General features: G+C 46.7%; 17 protein-coding genes. 3 read left to right on the top strand and 14 right to left on the bottom strand.

Going from position 1 to position 24,694, the window contains the following annotated elements:
- Nucleotides 1–19: 19 nt before the first annotated feature.
- On the bottom strand, nt 20–2,566 hold the full coding sequence (locus tag QEH59_RS00755; RefSeq protein ID WP_308983443.1) for a beta-mannosidase: 2,547 nt from the start codon (nt 2,564–2,566) through the stop codon (nt 20–22).
- Nucleotides 2,567–2,760: 194 nt separating this feature from the next.
- On the opposite strand from QEH59_RS00755, the gene QEH59_RS00750 reads away from it, so the two are divergent.
- The gene (locus tag QEH59_RS00750) at nt 2,761–3,501 is read left to right on the top strand and encodes a GntR family transcriptional regulator (RefSeq protein ID WP_308983442.1); all 741 of its coding nucleotides are present in this window, start codon (nt 2,761–2,763) and stop codon (nt 3,499–3,501) included.
- Nucleotides 3,502–3,539: 38 nt separating this feature from the next.
- Here QEH59_RS00750 and QEH59_RS00745 read toward each other — a convergent pair whose 3' ends face one another.
- The 6 genes from QEH59_RS00745 to QEH59_RS00720 all read right to left on the bottom strand — a co-directional run bounded on the left by QEH59_RS00745 (nt 3,540) and on the right by QEH59_RS00720 (nt 11,138).
- Nucleotides 3,540–6,392, bottom strand: a complete 2,853-nt coding sequence (locus QEH59_RS00745; RefSeq protein WP_308983441.1) for an FG-GAP repeat domain-containing protein — start codon at nt 6,390–6,392, stop codon at nt 3,540–3,542.
- 2 nt (nt 6,393–6,394) lie between these two features.
- Complete coding sequence (locus tag QEH59_RS00740; protein ID WP_308983440.1) at nt 6,395–7,312, bottom strand: hypothetical protein; 918 nt, start codon at nt 7,310–7,312, stop codon at nt 6,395–6,397.
- A 142-nt stretch (nt 7,313–7,454) separates the two neighbouring features.
- Nucleotides 7,455–8,474 (bottom strand): hypothetical protein, encoded by a 1,020-nt coding sequence (locus QEH59_RS00735; protein WP_308983439.1) that lies wholly within the window; start codon nt 8,472–8,474, stop codon nt 7,455–7,457.
- 68 nt (nt 8,475–8,542) lie between these two features.
- Nucleotides 8,543–10,123, bottom strand: coding sequence for a sialate O-acetylesterase (locus QEH59_RS00730; RefSeq protein WP_308983438.1), 1,581 nt, complete (start codon nt 10,121–10,123; stop codon nt 8,543–8,545).
- A gap of 400 nt (nt 10,124–10,523) precedes the next feature.
- Entirely contained in the window at nt 10,524–10,868 is a 345-nt protein-coding gene (locus QEH59_RS00725) for an alpha/beta hydrolase (protein ID WP_308983501.1), read from the bottom strand.
- Between the two features lie 15 nt (nt 10,869–10,883).
- Entirely contained in the window at nt 10,884–11,138 is a 255-nt protein-coding gene (locus tag QEH59_RS00720) for an alpha/beta hydrolase family protein (RefSeq protein ID WP_308983437.1), read from the bottom strand.
- 146 nt (nt 11,139–11,284) lie between these two features.
- Between QEH59_RS00720 and QEH59_RS00715 the strand changes: the two genes are divergently transcribed.
- Nucleotides 11,285–11,905: an SGNH/GDSL hydrolase family protein gene (locus QEH59_RS00715; protein WP_308983436.1), complete on the top strand. Its 621-nt coding sequence runs from the start codon at nt 11,285–11,287 to the stop codon at nt 11,903–11,905.
- Nucleotides 11,906–11,990: 85 nt separating this feature from the next.
- Here QEH59_RS00715 and QEH59_RS00710 read toward each other — a convergent pair whose 3' ends face one another.
- Nucleotides 11,991–12,719 (bottom strand): AraC family transcriptional regulator, encoded by a 729-nt coding sequence (locus tag QEH59_RS00710; protein ID WP_345785314.1) that lies wholly within the window; start codon nt 12,717–12,719, stop codon nt 11,991–11,993.
- A gap of 214 nt (nt 12,720–12,933) precedes the next feature.
- Between QEH59_RS00710 and QEH59_RS00705 the strand changes: the two genes are divergently transcribed.
- Entirely contained in the window at nt 12,934–14,205 is a 1,272-nt protein-coding gene (locus tag QEH59_RS00705; protein ID WP_308983434.1) for a family 4 glycosyl hydrolase, read from the top strand.
- A gap of 355 nt (nt 14,206–14,560) precedes the next feature.
- Here the strand turns inward: QEH59_RS00705 and QEH59_RS00700 are convergent, their stop codons facing one another.
- From QEH59_RS00700 to QEH59_RS00675, 6 genes are all read right to left on the bottom strand, one after another.
- Nucleotides 14,561–15,421, bottom strand: a complete 861-nt coding sequence (locus QEH59_RS00700) for a hypothetical protein (RefSeq protein WP_308983433.1) — start codon at nt 15,419–15,421, stop codon at nt 14,561–14,563.
- Nucleotides 15,422–15,524: 103 nt separating this feature from the next.
- Nucleotides 15,525–16,913, bottom strand: coding sequence for a sulfatase family protein (locus tag QEH59_RS00695; protein ID WP_308983432.1), 1,389 nt, complete (start codon nt 16,911–16,913; stop codon nt 15,525–15,527).
- 12 nt (nt 16,914–16,925) lie between these two features.
- Complete coding sequence (locus QEH59_RS00690) at nt 16,926–19,406, bottom strand: GH36-type glycosyl hydrolase domain-containing protein (RefSeq protein ID WP_308983431.1); 2,481 nt, start codon at nt 19,404–19,406, stop codon at nt 16,926–16,928.
- 20 nt (nt 19,407–19,426) lie between these two features.
- A complete protein-coding gene (locus QEH59_RS00685; RefSeq protein WP_308983430.1) occupies nt 19,427–22,282 on the bottom strand; it encodes an FG-GAP repeat domain-containing protein in 2,856 nt (951 codons plus the stop codon).
- A gap of 87 nt (nt 22,283–22,369) precedes the next feature.
- On the bottom strand, nt 22,370–23,878 hold the full coding sequence (locus QEH59_RS00680) for a sodium:solute symporter family protein (RefSeq protein ID WP_308983429.1): 1,509 nt from the start codon (nt 23,876–23,878) through the stop codon (nt 22,370–22,372).
- A 54-nt stretch (nt 23,879–23,932) separates the two neighbouring features.
- Complete coding sequence (locus QEH59_RS00675; protein ID WP_308983428.1) at nt 23,933–24,682, bottom strand: hypothetical protein; 750 nt, start codon at nt 24,680–24,682, stop codon at nt 23,933–23,935.
- Nucleotides 24,683–24,694 lie beyond the last annotated feature (12 nt).

The raw sequence follows: 24,694 nt of genomic DNA, 5'->3' as shown, positions 1-24,694 counted from the left end.
TGTTTTCATTCTATGTTGCTTAATCGTGCTCTACTTCAGATTTGCACAGTTCGTAGAGATTACTGATTGTCAGTTTCTGTAGCCAGTCGTTACTTTTACGGCTGTTGTTAAGAGCTACGTTGAGTACTTGCGTATCATTTGGAAACAAGTGCACGAAGTTATCGGATGCGCGAAGTTCTTGATCTGCTAAGTCGACGAAAGTAAACGGGCTGGGGCGATTGGTCTGTAGTTTAATTTGTAATTTATTTTCAGCTACCTGCACATCGAATTCGACCTGGATCTCTGGTTTCTCTAACTTCACATGTTTCAGTGGTATGAAATGATGCAGCGCCGTACTCACTTGCTCGTTCATTCTAAATTTTACTTCAATGATCACCTCTTGCTTTGAAGCTTTTTTTAAAAATTGACTGTTTTGATAACGAGCAATCGCGTCACTTAGGATTAAAGTGGGACCTAATGTGAGATTTTCAGTGTGCAGCAACTCTCCAGAGGTACGCCATGCTTTGACCTCAAGCTGGCCGCTTATCTCGCTTTCAACATCTTGAGTCAGCCATATTTCGAAGGCGTTGCCTTCACCTAGTTTTTTTACTGATAGTAGCAGTGGTGCAAAGTAGCGACGAGTCATGTAGTGAGATGCTTTCCAACGTCCTTTATAATCTAGTGTTGACCAGCTGGTCACGGGCCAACAATCGTTGAGTTGCCAGTATAATGCCCCCATGGTGTGGGGTTGTAGGCGTCGCCAGTGTTCGATTGCTTCGCGCATGATATCACCTTGTGTGATCTGGCTGAGCCAGACAATTTTCTCAAATGAGCTGGGTAATTTGAAACGCTTGAAAATATGATTGAGTATCATGCCATCGCCCTTGCGGTTTCGTTGGTGCTGTCCGAGTACATAGGAACCGATGATACGATCTTCAGGGTCGGTGAAGGAATTAATTGTCGTCGGGTGTGCAAAGGAGGAGAAACCAAATTCGCTGATGTAGCGATGCGAGCAATCTAGGTGGTAGCTGCTTTCTTTGTCATGAAACCAGACATCCCAAATGTGTGCATCGCCACAGGATGGATTGTTGTAATCCAGTCGATTTCCCTGAGGGCTGTGGGGGCTGCCCGGCCAATAGTTGCATTCGGGATTAAGCTCTTTGACTAATTGAGGCATGAGTTGATCGAAGAGCTTTGCGTACTCCGACCATGGCATGTGCATTGCATCCCATCTGTCTCCAGTATGATACATTTCTAACTCGTTGTTTCCGCACCAGAGGCAGAGAGAGGCGTGGTGACGTAAGCGTGTGATTTGCTCGCGTAATTCTTGCGCAACGTTCTGCATGAAAGCATCATTGTCGGTGGGGTAGGTGCTACAACAAAACATGAAGTCTTGCCAAACCATTAAGCCTAGCTCGTCACAAATGTCGAAGAATACATTTGGCTCGTAGTATCCGCCTCCCCACACTCGAATCATGTTCATGTTGGCAGCTTTTGCATCCTCTAGCAATTGACGCATTTTGCTCTCGCTGACATTGTTTGGGAAACTGTCGGCTGGGATCCAGTTTGAACCTTTAGAGAATATGGGTTTGCCATTCACCTCAAAGTAGAAGCTTTGGCCGTTTGCTTCATCTTTGGTTATGAGTCGAATTGTACGTAGACCGATGCGGTAGTTAATGGTATTAATTACTGCGTCTTGGGGTGATTTGTGTTGGACTTGCAGTTGGTAGAGCGCGGCTTCTCCCATGCCTGCTGGCCACCATAAGTCCGGGTCTTTCACTGTTAGTGCGTGTGGTTCAGTCGTTTTTTGAATACTTTCTGTGATCAAAAGATCATTGCGATAAAGGCGGACCACAGTCTGGCCAGTAGTCTGTTTGTTGCCTTCGAACTCGGGCGAAACTTTTAGTTCGACCTGTCCATTTTTGTGAAATTGTTCGATCTTTGCAGTTTGTAGTTTCGTGCCTTGATGACCCTCGAGGTAGATGGGGAGCCAAATGCCGCAGGTTGTCAAGACCGGGCCCCAGTCCCATCCGAAATTGCAAGGTTCTTTGCGTAGTTCTGCCCGTGGAAGCGCTTCATAACTGCCGACTTTTTGCAAAGCTACTTTAGAGCTTTCTTTACGCTCGCGCAACCAAGGAGTAGCTGCTTGAAATTCGATTCTCAACAAGTTTTTCCCAGGCTTTAAATATTGTGTGACATCGAAAGACCAATGGCGATACATGTTGTCAGTTTGCCCGATGGTGTGTCCGTTCAAGTTTAATTGGGCAAGAGTGTCGAGGCCCTTACAATGCAAGCTGTGAATTGGTTGCGCCAGAATATGCTCCTCCACTTTGAACTCTTTTTCGTAAATCCAATTCTCTTCGCCGATCCAAAAAAGTTTGGCTTCGTTGTCTCTGAAATAAGGGGCATCAATTTTTCCCTCTCTTAAGAGATCTGTATGGATGCAACCTGGTACCGTGGCTTTGCCACTTATTTTATTATCGCCCTTGCTGTGGTAGTTCCATTCGCCGTTTAGCGTTTGGTGCAGTTTGGGTACCGTTGATTGTGAGCTGGAAATGCTTTGTGTATCTGTGCCTGCGAAATTCATTGTATTTTTATTGTATACTAGTGTGTGCTAGGCATCCCCAGCCAGTCCAGCGTAAAATTAGGTAATTAAGTGTGTTGTGGGGCAGTTCTTAGTTTTCGAAACATCATTCGCTCGCTGCAGAAAATATATGCAGATGGGTGGGGTCTGGTTCATATTTTAGTGGAATTCTGAGTGGTGATGTATACTATTATAGTATGGCAGATCAGAAAAATTTAAAACGTAAGGCTGTGGATCACGTACATGAGCTATTTCTCAGTGGTAAATTAAGATGGGGGGATCTTGTTTCGGAGGAAGCAATTGCAAAGGACATTGGTATTAGTCGGACGCCTGTGCGGGAGGCCTTGCATATATTCACTCAAATGGGAGTGCTACAGCGGGTTCCGCGTTATGGCACCATCGTTCGAACTCCTGAGTTGCGTGAGTTTGAAGAGCTATTTGATGTGCGTCGTGCTTTGGAATGTTATGCAGTTGAAGTTGCTGTGTCTCTGATTACTGCAGAAGAGCTTGAATCGTTGCGAGGGCATTGCCTGGGTATGCGTGAACTATTGCGGGGATTGGGAGAGTCTTCTCGTCTACGGTTAAATACGGATGAAGTGCTTCAGATGTTTCAAATTGATTATGATTTTCATTTGGCAATTTTGCAAGCGACTGGTAATCGGATGCTTGTGAAGCATATTAATGATAATCGAGTCTTGGCTCGATTGATGGGAACATCACGCGTGCCACAGTTGGATGTTGCGAATATCGCTGATATTTGTGAGGATCATGAGGCCATTGTAGATGCCATTGGTCGTCATGACCGAGATTCCGCTCGTAAGTTATTAGCTGATCATATCGATTTGAGTAAACGTGGAGTGGTGGCTTATATGAAAAAACAATTGAACCAAATTGAACAAAAGGAAGATGATCACGGTCGTTTGGGACTTACGTTTTAATACAAACGAGTTGGATTGATCGCTTTGGAGTATTTTGCTTAATTTGTCGAGAGTTCAAGATTATCAAAGCTGACTCGGCCTGCAAATTTACCGACGCTTAGCACCAGATTATTGACCACACCTTCGATATTTGCATTCGCTTTTAACTGCCACTGGTTTGTGTGGATCTTCGTCGGGAGTGTATCTTTGCTTACGATTATTCTAACTTCGGTGGGTTCTCCTTTCGGTGTTAGGTCGATTTCGGCTCTAAGGGTCCAACTACCGACTGCGTCTAGGCGCTGAGTCGTTTTTTGTGCGGTGTTGCCGAAGCTAATTTCGAGTTCTTCGTTTGAGGTCGTACCTATTGCTATTAAACTGCTGCCAGTCGGATTGCAGAGATTCAGTAGTGTGATGGCCTCGTAACCTAGATTATTCGAGCTATCTTCCCGTTCCCAGTCTATGGAGTAAACGAGGGTAACGGCTTGGTCTTGATTTAGATTGAAGGGCTGATTTAGATCACGTCGGATGCTGCCGTTTTCTTTGCCATCTCCGGATATTTGGATGAATCTTTCGTGCTTATTTGCGGCGAAAGCACCTATAGTGTGAAGTGGGATTTCGAGAATATTCGCTTTGGGTACGTTGGTTTCCCATGGACTGTTCCAGCCCTTCCCGTTGTTGAGTGTGCCCTCCTTAACGGAGCCTAGAGGGTATTCCCAGCCTTCAAAGAGTAACTGCCCTTGAGGTAGATTTTGGGAGTTTTTTAGTAATCTAGCCTCGGTAGCCATTGCCTGTTTAATTGTGTCGACTGATTCATCCCAAGCGAGCTGATCACGCATTTGGTAGAAAACGAATCCTTCGTCTTCGCCAAAAATAATGTCAAGATGGCCGTCGTCGTTTAGGTCCGTGGGAAATGCGCTGAACTCGTGGCCATTCACGACGATGGGTGAGCCGTCTTTAAAGGTGATCAGACGTGAGGGGTCGAAGACTGGATGCTCATTCGTTCCGACGTTGCGGAACCAGTATGGCGCTGAACTAGGAGATTCCGTGGATCCGTAGCGGAAGTAGGCTTGCAGTCTGCGCTGAACGCCACAAACGAGATCCCATGTTCCGTCCTCGTCCCAGTCTGCGATCGCGAATTTAACACGGCCGGAGTGCCCTGCTGGCCCGGAAAGGATGATAGAGGAACCTGATTCATAGGTGACTTCGACAATTTTTTCCATGTTAAGGCTACCGTTTTTCTCTGGAATTGCATAGGCGAGTTTGCGATCCCAAGTCATGAATAGTAAACAGTTTCGATCATCTCCAGCCACGCCGAACTTACCGTCGATGACGGCAGGCCGACTACGCCACGCGAGTGGGAGAGGCTTTCCTTTATACATGAAGCGTTCGCGCTCCTTGACGTGTGGTGTGCCGTTGCCGCGGTAGAGAAATAGTTTCGCTTCGTTGTCGTTGGAAATGAGGTCTAGGTACCCGTCGCCATCCCAGTCAAAGAGTTCTGGTTGCGTGTAACTCCATCCGTCTTCGTTGCTGCCTTGGAGGTTGCCATCAACTGGACGATGACGGACTACACCTGAGTCTGTAGAGAAGAAATCGCAGGACTGATAGACGAGAGGGTCTGCGCTGCCTCGCCACAAAGAGTAAAAACCCGAGGCGTCACCTAGCACGATATCTGGATAGCCATCATTGTCCCAGTCGCCGCGAATGGGCACACTCAGTGTATCGCCAGAGATCCGGCCACCTTTAGTGAAAATATTGCCAATTTCTTTGAATTCACCTATGCGAGTGCCGCTGATAACGGTCAGTCGACCATTCGCGCCCGATCCGACTATAATGTCCTCATGTCCGTCGCCATTCATGTCGGCTAGCCCCATTACATTGGCAAAATTAACCGTTATTAAAGGAGCGTTGTCATTCATCAGTGGAACTGATTTTCCTGTGCGCAGTTCCCCATTGTCTTCACCGCGTAGAGGGAGCGCCATTGATTTATCCACACCGGTGAACAGAGCTATATATTTTTGACCTTCGTCTTCGATGACCACTGGGGATAATTGTGTGCCGAAGTCCTGTAGCTGAACCGGATAGTCGGTTTGTCCGTAACGCACGTGACGAAAAGCTCCGAACTCTAGTTGTTTTTTTTCATTTAGACTTCCCTTTGCCCACCACAGATACTTGCGTATAGGCATGCCCATCCAGTTGCCTGCGATGTCATAACCACGAAAGTTTTGGATATCGGTATCAGGGAGCGAGCCCATGTTGGGGTGATCATTGCCAGACCAAGGGCCTTTTTCTTGTGGCCAATCCGGGTATTGATTAAATCGTTGAGATTTATCGGTGAGGCCGCCTACCAGAATGTCTGGGATTTCATCGCCATTTACGTCGGCAATCCACCTTTCGTTGGAAGGCATTTCTTGTGCCATTTTTATCACATAAGGTTCAGCGAAGATTGGGGCGCCGGGTTCTCCAATATTATGGAAGTAGTAGGGTGCGTCTGACTTGAAGCGGATGAGGTCAAAGAGTCCGTCTTCACGGTTAATCGTTTGATAGTGTCCAGCGCCGATTGAGGCAGCTCGTCCCAGGTGGGCCTCGTCGAAGGGAATGGCTTCGTAAAGAGGGTAGTCTGCGGGTAAGGCATAAGCTTTGCCACTCCCGTCATTGCCTGTTGCACGATAAAGATTGGTTCGGACGGGGAAGTATTTGCTGTGGGTGCCGATTAGGATGGCAGGCGCTTCATCGGGCCCGAACCATGGAATAATTGAACGTCCAGTAAAACCTAGAGAGAGCGGATGAATGGTATCTTTTTCGACGCGTAGATGTGGTAGTTCAGTGAATTGCTGCGAGAAGGTGTTGGATTGTGGTGCAGTCAGCGCTAGTAGAGTGACAGTCGCAGATAAGATCGATTGCTTTTTTATCATGTCTATTTGTTCGTTCTATCAGATGTGATTGTTAGTTTGCCTTTTCCTGAAAAAAACTTTGCACCGAAGAATTTGTTTAGCTGAGAGCTAGTGTAGGTGCCCGGACCGATTGAGGTATTATTAATGACAGCGTCCGCTATCCTCATGCTGCCGTTGTAATTTAGATTAATGCTGGAGCGGAGTCCGAAATCGAGAGTGGCTGTGTGGTGGATGGATTTCGCATGACCAAGTATTAGCCGTCCATCAGTTAACTTTATGTCGCCTGTTCCTAAGGTGCCTTGCTTGTTCGTTGTTACGGTTCCTGACTGGATAGTGGTTCCGGCTGTGAATGAGTTGTTCGCGTGAAAATTGACGCTGGAGTTATCAGTCCTAATGATGAGAGCGAGTTCACCGGAACCGTCACTAATCGTGCCCGCCATATTGATGCGAGCGTTTGAGGGCATAAAAGTGATTACTTTTTTGCCTTTAGATGCGGCGCTAATTGGGGAGTTCACGCCGAGAAAAGTTGTCGTGGAATTGCTGATGCGCAGGTCTGACAAGAGGGCGACAGCTGGATCGATACGGGCGGCGCCCGCACCGCTGTTTGTGAGGATTGCTGTGGGCGTATTGTCGAGTGTGAGTAAGCTTTGGTCGTCGCTTGTTATAATGACGTTGCGTTGCTCTCCGTCGGTGCCAGAGTTTATGAATAATAACTTCCCTAAGGTGATGGATTTGTTGAGTAGTATCGTCCGTCCGAGGCTATAGTTAGATCGGTCAAAAGTAGCAATAGACCGGGGGCCGTCTGCAACGATTGAGTCTTGCCAATTATTTTCATTGGACCAATGACCGTTCGTGTCGGAAGTCCACGTGCCATCGCTTGCTGATATAAACTGTGCGCTGAGAGTGAGTATGCAAATGGCTACTTGCTGTTTAATTTTCATTAGGGTTCAATGTTTACCTATGTTTTTGCAAAAGAGGAGGGAGATGCAGTTGGCTTTGGCGTAGCTCATCTTCCGATTCCCATTCTCTAGCAGTTTAGTACAATCGAGTACTGACGAGTTCGAAGGAGTGGGAATGTATGCTTTACCTTTTACTCGGAGTGTGGCGACGACGGACTATTGTGAATCCGCCAAGCAGGCATCCGAGTAGTATGCCATATTGACTTGCTTCGGGAACAGCCGCGATTGTTAGCAGGCCAGTGCCCGAGAAGCTAGTAGTCCCGAAGTGAGTATTGAGTTCAGAAATGTCATATGTTCCGTTGGAGATCGTATTCAATCCTGAGGTTAGGCCTCCAATTGTCATGGCACCTGCATAGTTGAGCTCAATTGATGCAGCGAGGTTGAAGTTTAGAATGGCGGCTGAGGCGATGGAATTAGCATTGTTCATATCCAGCCTTCCGCCGAGCAAATCTATATTGCCCGTGCCGAGGTTACTGGTGGAGGTGTTTGTGGTGGCTGTTCCAGAGTGGATAGTTATGTCACCTGAAAAAGTATTAGAGGCTAAAAAATTGACTGGTACATTCAAGCTACCGGTATCTACAATTATAGCAATTTGGCCGGCTCCGTCGCTGATGGAGCCACTTAAGTTGATTCGGTTATCCGAAGTTCCCAATGTTATGTTTTTTAAGCCACTGCCTGAGGAAACTGCGTTTATGCTCAGGAAAGTAGATGTAGTGTTGGTTACTTTTAAATTTGAAAGTAAGGAGATCGTAGGATCAATGCGAACCGCGCCATCGCCACTATTGTTAATTATGGCATCGTTGGCACCGTTATTCATCGTCAGTAGACTTCCATTACTAACCTCAATAATGATATTTTTACCAACTCCATTGTAGGTATTAATGTTCTGGATCTGGCCTATTGTACGATCAGTGTCTAGTACGATATACCTACCTGTTGCATAGTATTCTCGGTCAAATGTCGCAGTGGCTCCGACTCCGCTTGCTATCTCGTCATCAATCCATTTCGTCGTGTCGCTCCAGTCTGAACGTGTTGCAGAGGTTCTCCATGTTCCATCAGTGGCTAGAGCCATTGAAGATACGAGAGTCATAAGCAGTGCAGATGTAACGATGAAGGGGCGAGAAGAGGTGAATTCTTGTTTCATTATTTGTATATGGTTTGGTCTTAGGGGTAGTATGATTTTTTTCCGCTTCTTTGTGTTTTATCCTAAGTTTAATTGCTCAGTTTTGCGGATGTTGTGATGTCGATGCTAAAAGGGGCTGCGGGCAAGCCCGCTTTGCTGTAGAGTGCAACGGGAGGGTCGTTTGACCACGCGTAACGGGCGGCTGTTGGATTTTTAACTTTTGGTGAGGAGAGCGTGACGGTGTTGCCGCTAAGGGATACGTTTGCGAGTTCGTAGTCGCTGCTGCCGCGGATTTCAAAAGCTGGTAGCACATCTTCGCGAAGTTCGAGTCCATCGTGCGCTTTAAAGGTTAGCAGCATTTCAGACCCTTGCGCTTTTGCCTGCTTTAGAGTCGGACTCGCGTAGGGAATCTTTTTGTGATAAGTTTGGCTGAGTGCGATCCACGCTAGGCGACGTCCGACATCCAGCTTGTTCTTCGGGTGAGTGTCTCGTGAATCTCCGATGTCAATGGTTACAGCCATTCCTGTGTTTGGGAGGGTGAGTGCTTTTGCTTGCTCTAAGCGAAGCGCTGCCCATGCCACGCGAGATCCGTCGCTTTCTAGGTCTCTGTTCGGGAGTTGTACAAAGTAGAAAGGAAGGCTTCCTTGTGCGAAATCATTGCGCCATTGCGTGATCATTGTCATGAATAAACTCGCGTATTCGTCGCTGCGAAAGGCGTTGTGCTCACCTTGATACCATATGAAGCCTTTCGCTGCATACGGGATCAGTGGATTGATCATCCCATTGAATAAGGCGGAGGGTCTGTTTCGATCCTGCGGGCCTGCGGGTTTACGGGGAGCTCTGGGCAATGGGCTTATGTTACGCTTTATGGCGTCTTCCCGGGCGTTCTTCCAAACTTCGACATTTTGTTTGAACTGCTCCATTTTGGCTGGATATACCGCCATGACTTGCTGCCAGCGTTGCTGTATCGCAGGGTAGTTCGGATCGTTCTGTAGCGCTTCTTGACTTGTCCAAGCCTCAACGCCAGTGCCGCCGACACTCGCGTTAATTAGGCCGATTGGAATGTTTAGCGATTCATACAGTTCGCGCCCGAAGTAATAGGCGACTCCTGAGAATTCACCTGCGGTGCTTGAGGAGGCGCTTGTCCATTCTGCTTTTACAAATGATTGCGGCTTATCTCCACTTGGATTATTGGGCATCAGCAGTTGGCGAATCAAGGGATAATCGGCCGTTGCGATTGCTTCGTCGGCATTCTCCGTTTGACGAAGTTTAAACGCCATATTTGACTGTCCAGCGCATATCCATACGTCACCGACCAGAATATCTTTCACTCGTTTTGTTTGGCTTGGTGTGCTGATCGTCATTTCTAATCCTTGGCGAGAGATCGGTAATGGTTGGAGTTCAACCATCCAGTTGCCTTCTTGGTCGGCTTGGGTCACGGTTGTTTGTTCCGCAAACTTAAGCGTGACGCTTTCTTTTGGCTCTGCTGTGCCCCAGATTGGAAGGACTTTACCATGTTGTAAAACTGCGCCGTCTTGAAATGGTGTTCCTGTTGTTAGTTCAGCTCCACTTGCACATTGATAGAGTATCAATGCGATTAGGATGAATCCGTTCAGGTGAAAACCCGAAGTGGGCCTGATTGCTTTTGAAAAGGTATGTTTTTTTCGCATTTTATTGGAATTTAGACTAACCACAGTTAGTCGGTCGCTTGGGATGTTCCATTGCAGGGTAGTTGATGATTAGTCCTTCATCGTTCGTAGAGGGTGGATTTAAGCTATGGTTAGGGGGGGGGGTAGTATACTATTGCTGGTATACTAGTGGGGTGTCAAGTGGATCCTTCTAGAGGTTTGCAATGCGCAGTATGTGTTGTGTGAACTAGAAGCCTAGTTCTCTTAGCCAGCGCTCTGCTAAAATACGCCATTGATCGGCTGATCCTTGTCGACGCCTGCCGATCGTCCCTAGTCCTAAGCCGTGGGTGCCTTGCGGGAAAATGTGTAATTCGTGTGGTATTTTTGCTTTTTGTAGTGCTAATCCCATCATGTAGCTATTCTCGACTGGCACGAGGGTGTCTTAGTTTGTGTGCCACAGGAAAGTGCTTGGGTAGTTTGGGTGAACGTGATCTTCCCAGCGCAAGCTATCCATCACTTTTGTTTCGAAGCGTTGTCCTAGTAGCTTCTCCATGCTGCTGTGGTGGGCATATTGTGTGCCGGTGCTGATTACGGGGTAGGCTAGGATGCTGGCATCCGGTCGTGCAGAAACTTCACTTAGGGAGTTGTCGGGATCAAGTTGCCATTCTGCCCGATTAAATCCATTTGAAACGCAGCAGGCGAGATGGCCTCCCGCTGAGAAGCCGATCACTCCAATTTTATCGGGATTAATGTTGAGCCTGTGTGCGTTGGCGCGGATCCAGCGAATCGCATACAGTGCTTGTTATTGTGGTCGTGGGTAGATGTCGACTCCTTCTTTGGAGCTGACTGAATATTCCAGCACGGCTGCTGAGATTCCCATTGAATTGAGCCATCCTGCGACGGGCGCACTTTCTTGGCAACTGATACCTTCGTAGCCACCTCCGGGAATCACTAGCACAAATGGAAAATTATTGTCATCTTCTAATAGGTATGGGTGCAGCCTGGCTAGGGATAGGACGGGGTCCTGTTCATGGAGTCGTTGTGATGTTTTAAGCATAAATAATTGTTTTCGCCGAATTACGCCTGTTTTGAATGAATCATTTTATATGAAGTTACCATTGTCAGTTGGTATATTATTAATACACTATTTCAATTGTATAAGATTCTACGCTAGATGTGAAATGAAATTTAAATTTATTTATTATGACAAAAATCTATAAAATTGTGTCAGGCGTGTGTCTATTTTGCTCACTTCCAGTATGTGTGTTTGCTGTGGTTCTGTTACAGGACGATTTTAATTATCCCTTGGGGCCGATTTCGGGGCAGAATGGTGGCTTTGGGTGGAATGGTGCTTGGGCGGTCGGTGGGGATGCCGCTGCAACGATCGAAGCTGAAGCGCTTGCTCCAATGTCGAATGGCGGAAAAGCGGTGCGTTTAAACAGTTTGCGTCTTGTTCCTGTCGTACGAACTGCGGAAGTTCGACGAAGTCTGGATTCGTCCTTTACGCTGAACCCTGCGCGTGAAACGACACTGTATTTCAGTTTGCTTTTCTCTCGAGTGGATCTGGTAGCGGGGGCCTATGAGCACTTAAGTTTTTTATTCTTCCGCGATGTGAATGGTCAACAAGTAGTTAGTTTCGGGGCCAACTCCTTGGAGGGGCTTACTTTATCGCTTTCGGAGGTAACTACAGGTGTTAACGCATCGGTTGCGACTGAGGCAAATGAGCTCTATTTTTATGATGAATTACATCCGACTCGTCGAGCTCACGAGATCTGGGCAGAAAGCATTGAGCCTTTTGTACGACGTTATGTGGACGCTCAGTGATGACTAAGCTCAGCTGTTGATTCAGTCTCGACCTGACTGAATTAATCGAAAAAGGTTTGTTTGATCGATTGTAACTAAATGTGGATTAGTCTGAATGTTTTCTGTATGCCCTCGGAGATAAGCCATATTGTTGCTTGAATCTGCGAGCAAAATATTGACTTGAACTAAAGCCGCAGTCCAAACCGATATCTAGAATGCTTTTTGACGTGAGTTTGAGTAGTTCTTTTGACTTTGCTAGCCGCAGCTTGAGTAAGTAGTCTGCTGGTGTACAGCCTGTTTCTTTTTTGCAAATTCGATTCAGCGTTTGGCTAGAAACATTTGTGACACGTGTTAAGTCTTGCAGCTGGATCGATTGATCAAAGTGCTCATAGAAATAATTGATGACTTTTTGAAAGATATACTTAGAGGATTCACTGGCAGGTTCTTGTCTGATTTGTTGTAATAGTTTTACTAAGATTAAGCAAAACAATGAGCGTAACTCTATTAAGCATATCAGGTCTATTTTTGTAGCGCTGAAGTGAACTCTTTTGAATGTGTCCATTAGTTGGATAAATTCACTTTGCATTTGTATATTCTGGAGCTGCACCTCTTGGAAAGTGTGTGCAGCGTTTTCCAGAAAATTCTTATCAAAGGAGGTGTGCTGCGTGGCTTTTTCAGCTTCGAAATTCAAATCAAACCAATAATGACTATTGGGCTCATCAAATCCATGGCGTCCTTGAATCACTGTATTGGGGGGGATGATTGCAATACTGCCTCCAGTTAAATCCAGTTCAGTTGAATCGTTTATGATCCAGGTGCAACGTTTGCTAGTCATATAGATTAGATGCCAGTCGGAAATGCTGCGGCGCTGTGAAGATATGGAGCAAGTAAATTGATGAAAGCCTCCCGTTGTCAGAATTGGCATGGCCAGTTGCTGAATCGGGAGAGGAAAGGGAGCTTTGTGTGAGGGGGGAATGTGCACGATTATACCAGGTTAAATTGTGAACGCAAATTTACGGTACCATGATAAAATATACCGAAAATTGAATATGAAAATAGTAATTATAGGAGTGGGGAGCCATGTATTCGCACCAGGCGTCATCATGGACTTTATGACCGAAATAGACACTGAAGGCTGCACGCTTGCATTGGTCGATTTAGATTCCAACAATTTGGAGCTAATGAAGTCTTATGCCGAGCGTTTGGCGCTGGACGAAGGCCGTAGCGTAATGATAGAGACATCGATGGACTGGCAGCAAGTATTGCCAGGGGCCGATTATGTGATCTCTTGTGCTGCGATTCAGGGGCATCGACGTTGGTTGATGGACTATCATTTTTTAAAAGAGCGGAAGCTCGATCAGGGCTATTCCGGTGAATGTGGTGGCTTGAGTGGATTAATGTATGCATTAAGATCGATTCATTTGCTGATGGATATTGCCCGCAGTATGGAAATATACTGCCCCGATGCCCTGTTGCTTAATGTGACAAATCCTCTGCCTCGTGTTACTTTCGCGGTGAATGCCTTCACTAAAATCGCTTGTTATGGCTTTTGTAATGCAGCACATCAAGGGGCTACTGGTTATGAATTATTGGCGCAGACAGTAGGGCGCCGTGTTGATGAGATTGATGTTGTGACTGCGGGGTTGAATCACTTCGCTTGGCTTTTGTCTATACATGATCGTCGAACCCAGGAGGATTTAATGCCTGGTATAATTGATTATACTAGAACGAGTCAGGCGGATCCAGATTTGCGCTATCTCTTCGAGGAGTATGAGGCCATTGGTGTCTCGGGCGCATCACATATGTGTGATTACCTCTCGAAGCAAAAGGTGCGCAATCACTTCACTCTTGATGTTGCTCCCTTTCATGGAAGTGAGCAGGTCAGGCAAGCTCGTGTGGACTTGCTTTCAGCGATCGCGCGAGGACGGGTGGATTGGCGGCAGAACGGACCTGCTCATGCGTGGGAAAAACCGATTAAACTCATCAAAGCGAGAGAATTGAAGGCTACGCTCCATATGGATATGCTGAATCTACAGAATCGTGGATATGTTTCGAATTTACCTGAGTCGCACATTGTTGAGGTTCCCGCTAGGATTGTGGAGGGTCTTATTCAAGGTGTTGCGGTGGGGCATCTGCCTGAGAAAGTGGCGACTATTTGCCGGCAAATTTCTGATACGCATGTCATGCTTGCTAAGGGCGCGGTGTATCAGGACCGAGAGCTGATTAAAGCGGCGGCGAAAATGGACCCATCTGTAGGTTTAGTTGATTCTAGCACACTAGATGTCATGCTCGATCTGCAGCAGGATATTACCGGTTATTGAGCCAATTATACAGTAGCGCTGATCGCTGTTATTTTATACCAATTCGAAAAAAGTTTGGTCCTAATAAATATATCTTTTGTATCCTCGGTTTTCGGAACCGGGGTGATGTTAATCCCTCCCCGAAACAAAGTTTCGAGGTTACGCTAAGGCCAAGCTTATAGATCATATATTCTTAGAAGTGGTATGATAACCGAAGTTGTGAAGAATATCTCGATTAGCTTCAAACTTTATGCAAATTGGTATTACTTTTCATCTATAATTCAAAAAAAAAAAAAGGCCCCCGCCAGGAGAGCCTCATGTTATTTAAAGTATCAGTGATTCCTTCGCTGTAATCAACCACTAAGCCAATACGCTTCTATTCAGTGTAGCTACGTTTACGCCGGCTACCCATTATGCATAGGGCGCCGACTCCCATAGTCAAAGCAAATACGGATGGTTCAGGGATATTAGTGACATCTGCAAAGCTAGTTCCAATGCTAATATTGTCCCAGTAGGTGCTTTGGGCAAATCTTTGAGAGCTTAGATTGATTCTGCCGATAGTGCCGCTGATGTCGTCTGCTGTAGACAGGTCCCAAGATGTGGGCTCGCCAGTGATGCTTGCTGAGCTATCGAAAACGCTGAGGTAAAGCTCGTCGTCGGTGCCATCTTGATTTAGTAAAATTTTTCCTACTAGTAAATAGTTCCCTGTGGTGGTGGTGTTATTCGTAACTGAAAGTGTCTGAGACGCGTCAGAAGTTGTTGAGTCAAACCCCGCAAATATTTGTTCGTTACCGTTAATACCAACCTTAGCTAGTGGCGTTCCCGAAGTTGTTTGAAATGTGAATTGAGCTGCTTCTGATCCATTTGTTGCATTGGTGTCGGTGCGAGCCCAGAGAAAGCTAAAGTATAAGCTAGTTTCACTGCTTGGGCTCATGTTAATTCCTGTGGCTAGATTGCGATTGACGCTGAGTGTGCCGTTTCCGTCCGAAGCTATGCGTAGAACGGGGCTGCTGCTGCCGGAATATCCAGTGGGAGCGCTAATATTGTAATCTGTCGTCGGTGAAACCCCTCCGCTTCCCGCATTCCATGCTCCACTCCATCCAGTTCCGCCATTCTTTCCGTCTACGGATTCGTCTATGGTGTAGTTAAATGTTTCTGAGACAATTAAGTCGGCGTGTGACACCATGGTTAGTATACATGATAGAGCTGTGATTGTGATTGGGGTGTTTTTCATCATACTGGAGTTTGTATATGGAGGATTTAACAGTGGAACAGGTGCTTGCACTAATTAGTGTTTTATTAGTATACGTTTGCGACTCAGGATTTCAAGGAATATTTACTTATTTCATATAATTTCGATGAATTGGTAACATTCTTCCAGTTTCGCGGTCGAAGAGGTCTGGTGTAAGTTCTTTAGGCATTACATCATTGGTGCTTTGGATCCACTTATCGAGATCTGCGCTTAGAGTCTTTAATATGGATTGATATTCAGTTTTATTGGCTAAGTTTACGGTCGAATAAGGATCCATGATATTGTCATATAGGAAATCGACAGCGCGTGGTTGAGTAAAGGAGTCCATTTGGAGTGCAGTCAGCTCACCTGCATCGCGTAGTTTACGCATGGCTTGGTAAGTTGGTGAGCCTACGGCATCAGCTGGGGGGGTGGCTGCTAGTTCTGGCAGTGCGTTTCGTATGTAGGTATAGCGTTCATTGCGCACTGCTCTTTCATAAGCCTGGTAATCGTGCCAATTGTGCTCTGCGTAAATACGGTTTCGAATACTGTTTTGCGGATTCTCTAGCACGGCAAGGAAGCTTTTTCCAGATACTGTGCTTGGAATTGGAATATTTGCGATGTCTGCAATGGTAGGAAAGATGTCGATTGTACTGATCAAACTTGAGGTAGTTGTGTTGGATTGTACTCGCTGTGGATAGGTAATGATAAATGGAGTCCTGATGCCTTCGTCGGTTAGCCGAGTTTTACTTGCAGGGAAGGGTCTTCCGTTATCTGAGAGAAAAAGAATGAATGTATTTTTAGTAATGCCCTGAGCAGCCACTTCTGCACGCACGCGTCCTAGGTCGTGGTCTAGGCGTGATATTTCATTATAGTAATTCGCAAGATCTTTTCGTACCTCTGCGGTATCAGGATAGTGTGGAGGGACCACAACCATCGAGGGGGAGTTGCTTTGTTTGATTTTTTCTGGAGAGTAAACTCTGTGAGGGTCGTTTGAAGCCAGCCACAGAAAAAAAGGCTGATTTGCGGGGCGTTCTTGTAGTGTTTTTATCCACTGTTGGGTACCAGCACCTTCTTTGTCTTCAATTATCAGGTCAAATTGATCTCTGACATTTTCACCTAAATGCCATTTCCCGACAGAGGCTGTATAATAGCCTGCTTCTTTGAGAACTTTCGTTAGCATGACCTGGGTGGCAGGCATTTCGGAATGTAGCTCTGGGGCTCCTGTATTATGTGGGTAACGTCCAGTCATTATCGATGCACGGCTAGGGCTACACGAACTAGTTGTTAGAAAGGCTTGGTCGAAACGCATGCCATCTAATGCCATTTGGTCAATATTGGGTGTTTTTATGGTTGGATGACCATAGGCACCTGAGTCGGTCCAAGACATATCATCGGCGACGATGATAATAAAATTTGGTTGAGCTGCGTGAATACCAATAGGCAACAGCAGGAGTAAGAGTGTGTATATCCGTTTTTGTACTTTTTTGTCTGCCATGATATGTCTCGTTCATTTTACAAATACATCGAGAGTTCTAGATGATTTTGCCGGGAAGAAGTTATATGGGATCAAGTTTTCTACGTCGCTTGAGAGTTCTTCTCCGTCGACTCTGATTAGATACTTATGAATGGGTTTTGGTGAGTTGAGGGTGAAATTGATTGTCAATTTACAGTCACGTAGGATTCGTTGTACTGTAAAATTTTTCCAGTCTGCGGGAACGCAGGGGGCAAGTCGTAAGCCTTCTAGTTCAGGCCGGACTCCGAGCAAGTATTGGGTCGCTGCCACATCCATCCAAGCGGCGGTGCCGCTAATATGAGTGACGTTGGCCCAGCCAGATCGGGCGTTCTCTGGGCCCACAATATTGCTGGCCCAAGCGTAAGGTTCTCCTTGGTAGCGCTCTAGTCCTGCTGTTTTTAAGGCCAGATGTGGCATGAGTTCGCGATAATAGAGCCATGCGCGTTCGCTGTTTCCCAGCGAGGCTTCCGCGATTACCGCCCAAGCGTGTGCATGGCAGAATACAGCCCCGTTTTCTCCGCAGCCCGGCCCGTATCCGGTGAATGGATCTTGGTCTTCTGGCCAAGTTGGAAAGCCTGGGGTGAGCTTCTTGACGCCCATTGGAGTATTCAGCTGTTCATATACGGTCTGCATCGACGCTTCTTGTTGTGAACGAGAACCGGTGTTGCTGAGCACGCTCCAACTTTGTGGATTGAGAAATAATTTACCGTAAGTGCAGTTGTGACTTCCGATTGCTTTGCCATCGTCATCGTATCCGCGTCGCCACCACGCACCATCCCAACCGTGTTCGGCGATGCTTCTTTCTTGTTCTTGACGGCAATTCTGTAGCCATGTGAGCGAAGTGTTATCGTTTAGATATTCTGCCATCTCTATCATGTATTGTAGAGCTAATACATACTGTTGCCCCGCAAAGATGGATTCGCCCAAGCCCCGGGTGGAGAATCGTCCGATGATGTCATTCCAGTCACCAGCTAGCGTGAGCGGTAGTCCATGTGTGCCACGGTTATTCTGGGTGAACTTAACCGCTGCTAAGAGGTGCTGCCAGACTGTTGCTTCACCCTCGGTGTGTAGGTGATCTTTTGCGAGCCAAGGAACTGTTTTTTCAAAGAATACCCGGTCTCCAGTTTCAGCTAATATTGCGTATGCGAGGAAGGGGAGCCAGAGGTGGTTGTCACTGTGGGTATTGATCCCCGGCATCGCAGTTTCATCGAGTGGGATCATGTGCACGGTATGACCGTCTTGGTATTGCTTGGATAGCAATTTAAGAAAGAGTTCGCGGGCCCAATTAGGTTTTCTCGAAACCATGGCCAGCATGTCTTGGCAAGAGTCGCGGAAGCCGATGCCACGGATGCCGGGGGCGTTGGCATTAACAGAACGTGAGTAACGTGCGGTTTGTACACAGTTAACGGGGCCCCACAGGTTGATTTGGCGCTGTGCATCGGCATCCGGGAGTTCGCATTTGAAATGTGATAGATGCTCAGACCACCAATCCTTTAAGACTGTGAGTTCTTTGATTATCCTGTCAGGTTGTCGAAGCTTTTCTAACTGTATTTCGACTTCTTTTTTCGCAGTCTTGAAATCGACAAGGGCGCCGGTGATCGTACCTAAGTAGAAGCTTAGACGATTTGTTTTTCCAGGTGAGAGGATGAGTTTACGATGCAGTGCGCCGCAAGCTTCGCCCGTGGAGAGTTCTTCGTTCCCGCAGTGACCACGTTCGATCGCTTGTGGGGTACGCTCTGTTCGATAACTGCCTATGAAGGCATCGCGATCACCGGAATAAGAATCTACCGCTTTGTCTGATGCAAAGTAAACTAGTGGAACTTCGTCGATCTTGGGATGGAATTGATTGTGATCCAGGTAAATAAGAGTTTGTAGCTTTGGATCCCACCACACATTGAGCATGTGTCGCCAGTAGTAACCATGGAATTGCTCGCGTTGCCACATCATCTGTGAGAGTTCAACATAAGCAAATACATCGACTTCGATGCTGTCTTCTGAGTGAGCTGTGAGTTCAAGGTCCCAGATTAATGTGTCGCTGTTGGGAGCCACAAAGAGTGTTAACACTGCTTCAAGTCCCTTGTATTCCGCACGAAAGCGTGTGAGTCCCGGTTCGTGGCGTGCGCTCCAACTGTCGGGTCTTACTTCACAAGGGCGAAAAGTTGGGGACCAAGTGCTTCCATCGACATGGCGCAGATAAATGTAGAATCCTGGTGAGTCGACCGGTAAGTTCTGCATCCTATAGCGGGTCAAACGTCCGGTTACGGGACTCTTGCGCCAAGTAAAGCCACCTCCTGCTTGTGACACGAAAGCATGTAGGGTGCCGTTGGATAGGTAGTTAATCCATGGGGCAGGTAGATCGGGCTGTAGGATGTCGATTGCACCACCTTCGTCGTCGAAGCGATAAATCTCATCTAGCTGTATGGATGAGGGGGGCTGCGCTGGTGGTTGGGATACTTCGCTCTTCTGATTGCACATACTTTCGTGAGTCCTCAGGTTCACTTTACGGAAAGTTGAAGATTTTCAAAATCAACGAACCCGGCGTACTTACCTACGCTTAAGGTGAGTGCACTGATGATACCATCCACCTTGCCTGTTGCTTTTAAGCTCCAGTCTTCATCGTTGATATGCTTCGGTAAAACTTCTTCAGCTACGATTGCGCGCACCTCTATCGCTTTTCCTTCAGAGTTGAGATCAATTTCTGCACGCAATGTCCAAGCTCCAACGAAGCTGAGTTTTCCATCGGTTTTAGTGGTACTATTGTCGATGCGTATTTCTAGTTCTTCTGCGGAATTAATTTCGATCGCAATCAGGGTCTTACCTTGTAGTGTGGACAATCCCAACAGTTTTACACCTTCGTTGCCATCATTGTCTGAGTGGTCGGTCCGCTGCCAGTCGATCTGATAAATCAAGGTCGTGGGGACCTCTTGTTCCAAGTTGAAGGGCTGAGCCAGCATGCGCTCAATGCTGGCTGTTTGTTTGCCATCTCCAAGCATACGGATGAAATTGCCACTGCTGCGAGTTGAAAAAACATTCGGCGTATTTACATAATCGTTTGTGATCTTTGCTGTGGGAGCATGGATATTCCATGGAGCACTCCAACCCTGACCACGATTGAGCTTATTCGATTCGATTGATATTTGATTCGGGTAGTTCCAGTCTTCTGCAACGAGTATACCAGGCTCCAGATTTGCTGCATTCTGGTGTGCCTGGACTTCAGCATTCATCATCTGTTTAGTTGCGCTGATATCTTCATCCCAAGCGAGTTGATCTCGCATTAGGTAAAAGACGAAACCTTCGTCCTCGCCGAAGATTATGTCGAGGTGACCATCTTTGTTTAAATCAGTTGGGTATACGCTGAACTCGTGGCCTTTGACTCGTATGGGGGTTCCGTCCTTAAAAGTGATCATGCGTGCCGGCTCGAAAATAGGCTGATCATTCGTACCAATATTGCGAAGCCAGTAAGGAGCTGAGCTGGGCGACTCTGTTCCAGGTGCACGAAAGTATTTTTGCAGTGCACGTTGCACTCCCGTAACGATATCCCATACGCCGTCTTCGTCCCAGTCGACGGCTGCAAATTTGAGCCGACCTGATAAACCTGCTGGTCCACAGAGAATGATGGGAGCCCCATTTTCATAATTCAGATCAATGACCTTTTCGAAGTTGAGACTCCCATTGCTATCAGGCACTGCATAAGCGAGTTTATTGTCCCATGTCATCAACAAGAGGCAATTGCGATTGTCTCCCGCCAGCTTGTATTGTCCGTTCACAACTGCAGGACGACTACGCCAAGCGATTGGTAATGGTTTTTCGCCCAGCATAAAACGCTCGCGCTCTGCGGTTATGGCACTACCGTTACCGCGATAGAGGAATAGTTTGGCTTCATTATCATTTGAGATTAAGTCCATGTATCCATCGCCATCCCAATCAAAGAGCTCAGGTTGGGTGTAGCTCCAGGCCATTTCAACCTCTCCTTGTAAGTTTCCGTCGACAGGACGGTGGCGAATGACGCCAGATTCGGTGCGCAGATAGTCGGATGACTGATAGACCAGTGGGTCTTCTGAGCCACGCCATAAGGAGTAAAACCCGGATCCGTCTCCCACAACAATGTCTGGGTAGCCGTCATTGTCCCAGTCGGCGCGAGCCGGTACTGAGAGCGTGTCGCCTGAAATGATACCTCCTTTACTGAAGACGTTGCCCATTTCTTCGAATTCTCCCATACGTTTGCCACTCAGTACGGTTAGGCGTCCATTGGCACCGGATCCGACAACAATGTCATCGTGTCCATCATTGTTCATATCACCGAGACCAACCACGTAAGGTAAGTTTACTGAACTCATAGTGCGTTGCCCATTTTTGAGTAAGGGGACTGATTTACCTGTGCGCAGTTCGCCGCTTTCGTCTTCACCGCGAAGGGGCAGTGCTAATACTTCCTGTGGCCCAGAAAATACAATAATGTAAGTCTGGCCTTCAAGCGACATGACAATGGGGGAGAGTTGAGTTCCAAAGTCATGCCACTGAACCTTGTAATCGGTTTCACCGTAGCGGACATTTTTGAATACATCAAATTGAAGTTCCCCTGTGTCGCTTAGGCTTCCTTTGGCCCACCATAGATATTTACGTACGGGACTGCCCATCCAGTTACCTGCGATATCATACCCACGGAAAGGTTGGATGTCCGTGTCAGGTAAGATGCCCATGTTTGGGTGTTTGTCGCCTGACCAAGGACCTTTTTCTTTAGGCCAATCAGGGTATTGATTGAATTTTTCAGAGTCATGGTTCATGCCGCCGATTAAAAGGTCGACAACGCCGTCGTCGTTGACATCTGCGACCCATTTATTGCCTGGTTTAATCGATTGCTTCATCTCGATCGTGTAAGGTTCGGCAAAGTTCGGTGTGCTGATATTTCCAGTATTACGATAGTAGCGTGCTCCTGTACTGCTGAAGCGAATCAAATCGAAAAGACCATCCGCACGGGGGATCGCTTGAGCGTAGCCACCACCAATCTTGGCTCCAGTGCCCGCGTGTTCCACATCGAATGGCATGGGTTCGTAGAGTGCATAGTCGGCTGGTAAGGCGAAGGCTTTGCCAGTGCCGTCATATCCAGTGGCTCGGTAGATTTGATCACGTTGTGGGAAATAAGGTCCATGTCCGGTGATGAGCACGGCAGGAGCTTCATCGATACCGAACCATGGAATGAGTGAGCGTCCGGTAAATCCCAGCGATAGGGCATGAGTTACATCTGGTTCTACAGTTAGTGGAGGGAGTTTGCGAAATTCCTGTGCGTGTGAAATCGCTAGACTGCCGAGGAATAGGCTGGAATTAGTTACAAGGAGTCTAAGTTTTCTAATCATAATAGTTCATATTATTGAAAGGATTTGAATTACTTTATATAGTTTTGATTTGTATTGTGCCACTTACATGCGTGCATCCTTCTTTGGCTATCTTTCTTCTTCTTCTTTATCAGGTTTAGATTTTTGTAAGTAAGCTAAGGCAAGGCTGAGCACGATCATTACCACTACCACAAATGGATATACCCAGTAGGGATGAATATGTAGGTGGAGAAAGTTTGGAATGAGTTTTAATTCAACCAAAACTAAGTAAACATTTAGTCCGAAGGATATCGTGAAGCTCTGCCATATGATGCGGCGGTTTACCTGTGGTGCAAAAAATCCTAGTAGGTAAAAACAAACGACAACGCCAGAGAGCAGTCCCGCGACTTTGTAGTTGAAATCAAGTATGCTTTCACCCTCTGAACGGAGTAGCACGTAAGAAACTATAAACATTAATATTCCTGCCAGCGCTGTGAAGCCGCGTGCGAGTTTTGTGTAGAATTGATCTGTTTTACCTTTTAATAAATAAGGTTTCCATATGTCGGTGACCATGACTGTAGCAAAAGAGTTGAGGCCAGAACTAAGTGTGCTCATCGCGGCTGAGAGTATTCCTGCAATGACGAGGCCTGAAACGCCGGGAGGGAGGCTATTCAGGATGAAATATGGAAATACCGCATCTACGGGCAGTTCGTTAAGAGCTGGATCGGGCAGGATTTGGTAAAAAGCAAATAGACAGGATCCTATCAGGAAGAAGAGTGCCCAGGTCGGTAGCGATAGGGTCGCGCATAGAAAGGTGGCCTTGCGGGCATCTCGGGTACTGCGCGCTGACAGGTAACGTTGAATTACATTTTGGTCAGTCGTGAAACCTCCGGTTGCTCCGACGATTCCTATTGATAACATTGTCCAGAAGGTACGTTGCGAAGGATCCCATTCCATTGCTCCTAAACCAAATTTTCCATGTTCATTGGCTGTTTGAATCAAAGACGTTAGCCCTCCGGGGACTAAGTAAGCCATGACTGCAATTGCGATAAATCCACCGATATAAAGAACGAAGGATTGTATGACATCCGTCCACACAGTAGCGGACATTCCACCTAGGAGAGTGTAGATCGTTGCAGATCCCCCAGTGAGCAAAACAATCCATAATGGATCGATTCCAGTAATGAGGTTGAGCGGAATCACTAAAAGGTATAGGATGGCACCCATGCGTACTGCTTGAATGATTAGGAAGACAATCGAAGAGTAGAGTCTAACACCATTGCCATATCGTTTATGTAAATATTCATACGCAGAGACTTGAGCATTCTTGCGAAAGAAGGGTACGAAAATCCACATGGCGATTAGTGCAACAATGGGGGAGGCGAAGCTTGGAACTATCATTCGCCAGTCCAAAGCAAAGGCTGCTGCTGGCATGGCCAAGAAAGTAATTGAGCTCATAGAGGTTGCTACCATCGAGAGTCCGATGGCCCAACTTGGAAGAGTTTTGCCCCCTAGGAAATAATCTTCGGTACCTGAGTTTTTACGTGAGAAATAAACCCCCATCATTACCATGATCGCGAAGTAGGCGAAAATGATGATTATATTGGGTGCATTAAAAAAGGATTTTGCTGTTTCCATGGGATGAGATTGAAGGAGTGCGGATAGACCTTTGTCGGTATTGGCAGACTTTACTTAAGATGATCCCGGGATGTTGAGGATTTTTACTTTTAGATTATCACTGTTCTCCGCACTAGGATATACCATTACTAGCATACGTCTTTCGGGTGCAATGGAGAGCACTGTTGAGTAAAATACTTCCCAACCTGTTTCGGGCTCTAATTCTGCGATCATGAGTTTAAGCGAAGAATTCTTATTTGTGTTTTGTCGGACTATAGCCGATTCGCTTTGCGAGACATGAATCACCTTTGCTCCAACTTTAGCTGTGATTTCGCGCGAGGTGTAGTTGACGACGCGTAGTGCTCCCTTGGGTATTCGAGCATCGGATACATCGATTAGGTTTGCACGAGCGCTTTTGCCCTGTCCACGGACAAGTACTAGCCCCTGTTGAATTGAAATATTTACGGGAATGCGCAGTATATCGGAATCCGGAATAGTTTCTAATCCGATTGGATTGACCCGATAGAATTCGATATTATCATGGACTGCTATGGTTATGAGAGAACTGCGTTGCCCCGGGCGTACTTGGACGCGTTTTATTTCTTGGCCCTGTTTGTACCAGAATTGGATGGGTTCAATAAAGCGTTTTTCTCGCTTTTGGTCGATATTATCCTCGGTGAGTATAAAGGCGCTGTTGGATTCATGCCAATAGAAGAGTTGTAGTCGAATAGACCGCGTTTGCGTCGTGCTACTGTCTTGGGCTTGGATGCACGACAGGCTAAGAATAAATAGAAGCGCTAAGCGCCATGGCTGTATTAATGACATTACGTTGCGGGG

The organism is Thalassobacterium sedimentorum (genome assembly GCF_031127905.1).
GTDB classification, from domain to species: Bacteria; Verrucomicrobiota; Verrucomicrobiia; order Opitutales; family Coraliomargaritaceae; genus Thalassobacterium; species Thalassobacterium sedimentorum.
This window is presented reverse-complemented; position numbering and strand designations above follow the sequence as displayed.

Coding starts and splice junctions, on each gene's coding strand:
- QEH59_RS00705 (WP_308983434.1), top strand. CDS start 12,934: ATGAAAATAGTAATTATAGGAGTGGGGAGCCATGTATTCGCACCAGGC.
- QEH59_RS00740 (WP_308983440.1), bottom strand. CDS start 7,312: ATGAAAATTAAACAGCAAGTAGCCATTTGCATACTCACTCTCAGCGCA.
- QEH59_RS00710 (WP_345785314.1), bottom strand. CDS start 12,719: ATGACTAGCAAACGTTGCACCTGGATCATAAACGATTCAACTGAACTG.
- QEH59_RS00735 (WP_308983439.1), bottom strand. CDS start 8,474: ATGAAACAAGAATTCACCTCTTCTCGCCCCTTCATCGTTACATCTGCA.
- QEH59_RS00690 (WP_308983431.1), bottom strand. CDS start 19,406: ATGTGCAATCAGAAGAGCGAAGTATCCCAACCACCAGCGCAGCCCCCC.
- QEH59_RS00750 (WP_308983442.1), top strand. CDS start 2,761: ATGGCAGATCAGAAAAATTTAAAACGTAAGGCTGTGGATCACGTACAT.
- QEH59_RS00720 (WP_308983437.1), bottom strand. CDS start 11,138: ATGCTTAAAACATCACAACGACTCCATGAACAGGACCCCGTCCTATCC.
- QEH59_RS00755 (WP_308983443.1), bottom strand. CDS start 2,566: ATGAATTTCGCAGGCACAGATACACAAAGCATTTCCAGCTCACAATCA.
- QEH59_RS00685 (WP_308983430.1), bottom strand. CDS start 22,282: ATGATTAGAAAACTTAGACTCCTTGTAACTAATTCCAGCCTATTCCTC.
- QEH59_RS00695 (WP_308983432.1), bottom strand. CDS start 16,913: ATGGCAGACAAAAAAGTACAAAAACGGATATACACACTCTTACTCCTG.
- QEH59_RS00700 (WP_308983433.1), bottom strand. CDS start 15,421: ATGATGAAAAACACCCCAATCACAATCACAGCTCTATCATGTATACTA.
- QEH59_RS00745 (WP_308983441.1), bottom strand. CDS start 6,392: ATGATAAAAAAGCAATCGATCTTATCTGCGACTGTCACTCTACTAGCG.
- QEH59_RS00715 (WP_308983436.1), top strand. CDS start 11,285: ATGACAAAAATCTATAAAATTGTGTCAGGCGTGTGTCTATTTTGCTCA.
- QEH59_RS00730 (WP_308983438.1), bottom strand. CDS start 10,123: ATGCGAAAAAAACATACCTTTTCAAAAGCAATCAGGCCCACTTCGGGT.
- QEH59_RS00675 (WP_308983428.1), bottom strand. CDS start 24,682: ATGTCATTAATACAGCCATGGCGCTTAGCGCTTCTATTTATTCTTAGC.
- QEH59_RS00680 (WP_308983429.1), bottom strand. CDS start 23,878: ATGGAAACAGCAAAATCCTTTTTTAATGCACCCAATATAATCATCATT.